Here is a 2,679-nt window from a genome sequence, read left to right on the forward strand (position 1 = left end):
CTTGGCTACGGCAACCGGGAAGTGGGAAGCATTCCGGCCAACTCCATCCTCGTGTTCGAGGTGACGCTGGTCTCGGTGCAGTAGCCGCCCGGCCGAGGCATGCGCAAAAGGCCCCGCCGCTCGAACCCGAGCGGCGGGGCCTTTTCAGTGGATTACACCCGCGCTCAGTCCGGCTCGGCGGCGGGGGCCGCGTGGGTGCGGTAGTGGTGCGCCAGGCGGATGGCCTCCTGCGAAAGGCTCTTGCAGTAATCCTTGCCGGCGTCCGGGCCGAAGTTGCGGATCATCAGCTGCACGGCGTTTTCGCCCAGCACCTGCGCCACGGCGGCGGGGTGCACGCCCTCGGCCTGGCACTTCCTGAGCGTCTCGCGCACGATCTTGCGCGCGGCGAACAGGTTCTGTTCGATCAGTTCCTTCTGGTCCGGCTGCATCTTCGCCTCTCGCGGTGCGTTTTTATCGGGCCGCCGAAAGTATCGTCCCCATCCCGACCCCAGCAAGAACAGTTTTCACGCAGAGGACGCAGAGAAAACGGAGAGGACGCAGAGAACCGATCCGTAGCTCCTCTGCGTCCTCTCTTTCCCCTCCGCGTCCTCTGCGTGAAATGCAGTTGCTGTTTCGGCGCCGGCGCGACCTCACTCCTGGGTGACGAGCCAGTCCAGCGCCTGCGCTTCGTCATCGAAGGTCTTGATGTTGCGCTTGGAAAACATCAGCACGGCCTGGTACGCGATGCGGTGAAGCCCCGACATCCCCACGACCGCGCTGGCCTTTACGTACGGCGCGTTGTGGGCCGCCAATTCCTTCATGGCCTGCAGCACCGCCGCGTTGTAGCGCGCGTCCCGCACCACGGTCATCACCAGCAGCGAGTTCAGCGGCTGCCGCGCGATGAACTCCATCGACCGGCGGACGGAAGCGACCGCCTCGTCCGGGTCGCGCACGCCGGCATAGTCCAGCAGCAGGATGCGCTTGCCCTTGTGCTCGGTAAAACGGGTTCGCTCCATGCGGTACTCCGGCCGGGGTGCGGATCAGGGAGGACGGGGTGGATGAAGTGCAAGATAGCGGCCCTGCGCCGCGTGTCCACCTTTCTGTTCGTCCCCGCGCCGTTGCGGGCCGGGGATGGCCATCGCGGCGGCGCGGCCCGCTCGCGCTTTTTGCGTATACTCGTTCATCTTGTGAGTGCCGTCCGTGTCCGAAACTGACTCTCGTCCCCGCTGGGACATGACCGTGGCGCAGGCGCGCGAGATCCAGCAGGAGATGCGGGGACAGCTCATCCGCCATCCTCCGCCCGGCTTCTCGCCCCGGCTGATCGCCGGCGCAGACGTGTCGGTGGAGCGCTTCAAGCACTACGGGTACGCCGCCCTGGTGGTGCTGCGGGCCGACACGCTCCAGGTGGTGGGGCAGTCGGCCACGGCCGCCGAGCTGCGCTTTCCCTACGTTCCGGGCTACCTGTCGTTCCGCGAGCTTCCGCCGCTGCAGGCGTGCTGGGACGCGTTGGAGCAGAAGCCCGACCTGGTGGTGTTCGACGGCCAGGGCTACGCGCATCCCCGGCGCTTCGGGCTGGCCTGCCACGGCGGGGTGCTGTGGGACGTGCCCAGCGTGGGGTGCGCCAAGAACCTGTTCGTGGGCACGCACGGCGAGCTGGGCGGCGAGCGCGGCGACACCAGCCCCATCGTGCACGAGGGCGAAGTGGTGGGGATGGCGCTGCGGACGCGGGCCGGGGCCAAGCCGGTGTACGTGTCGGCCGGCCACCGCATGGACCTGGAGACGGCGGTGGACCTGGTGCTGCGCCTGTCGCCCCGCTACCGCCAGCCGGAAACGACGCGCCGCGCGCACCAGCTGGTCAACGAGATCCGCCGCGCGGACAAGGCCCGGTGATGGCGAGCGCGGACCCATCGGCCCAAGGCCGCGGACCGGGAGGCTCCCCTCCCGCCCAGGCGCGGTGCCGGTTAGGTTCCTGCCCGCACGCGCCAAATTTCCCGCGCATTTCCCGCCGCCGGTCAGAAACCGGCCGGCCCGGCCGTTCCATACCCGAACCAGTGAGCGCACGGCTCAGGGACGGATCTGCTTGTCACCTGCTTCGCCCTCACCGGAACCGCGCTTGAACGTTACCGAGCTCTTCAACGAGCACTACGACGCGCTGTTCTGCTACCTCGTGCGCCTGACCGGCGACAGCGACCTGGCGGCCGATGCCGCGCAGGAAGCGTTCGTCCGGCTGGTGGAGCGGCCCCCGGCCGACCGGCATCCGCGCGCCTGGCTGTTCGCCGTCGCCACCAACGTGGTGCGCGACGCGGCGCGGGCGCGGACGCGGTGGTTCAAGCTGCTGTCGGCGTCGCCGGACCGGGCGCCGATGGGCGACGTGCAGCCGCTGCCCGACGCGGCCGCCGAAAGCGCGGAGCGCAAGAAGGCGGTCCGCGCGGCGCTCGACAGGCTGTCCCTGAAGGAACGGACGGTCCTGCTGATGAGGGAGGAGGGGTTCGCCCATCACGAGATCGCCGCCGCGGTAGGAACCACGACGGGGTCGGTGGGCACCATGCTGGCGCGCGCGCTCAACAAGCTGGCCGCCGAGCTCGCGCCAACCTCGGAGGGTTTGAGATGATTTCTGATAGCGGGCCCCGTTCTCACCTGGAGGACGGCGACCTCGTTCGATATATGGACCGGCTGATGGAACGCGACGAGCACCGCCTC

The 2,679-nt window shown here is 68.8% G+C and carries 4 protein-coding genes; 2 read left to right on the plus strand and 2 right to left on the minus strand.

All coding sequences use genetic code 11. The annotated features are described in order from the left end of the window. Positions 1–164 precede the first annotated feature (164 nt). Both VIB55_RS23055 and VIB55_RS23060 read right to left on the minus strand, forming a co-directional pair. Complete coding sequence (locus VIB55_RS23055) at positions 165–428, minus strand: hypothetical protein (RefSeq protein ID WP_331879028.1); 264 nt, start codon at positions 426–428, stop codon at positions 165–167. Between the two features lie 201 nt (positions 429–629). Beyond that, complete coding sequence (locus VIB55_RS23060; protein ID WP_331879029.1) at positions 630–995, minus strand: STAS/SEC14 domain-containing protein; 366 nt, start codon at positions 993–995, stop codon at positions 630–632. A 217-nt stretch (positions 996–1,212) separates the two neighbouring features. Between VIB55_RS23060 and nfi the strand changes: the two genes are divergently transcribed. Beyond that, positions 1,213–1,869, plus strand: a complete 657-nt coding sequence (gene nfi / locus VIB55_RS23065; RefSeq protein ID WP_349263071.1) for a deoxyribonuclease V — start codon at positions 1,213–1,215, stop codon at positions 1,867–1,869. 223 nt (positions 1,870–2,092) lie between these two features. After that, positions 2,093–2,590: an RNA polymerase sigma factor gene (locus VIB55_RS23070; protein ID WP_331879031.1), complete on the plus strand. Its 498-nt coding sequence runs from the start codon at positions 2,093–2,095 to the stop codon at positions 2,588–2,590. The last annotated feature ends 89 nt before the right edge of the window (positions 2,591–2,679 follow it).

The organism is Longimicrobium sp. (assembly GCF_036554565.1).
Lineage (GTDB): Bacteria > Gemmatimonadota > Gemmatimonadetes > Longimicrobiales > Longimicrobiaceae > Longimicrobium.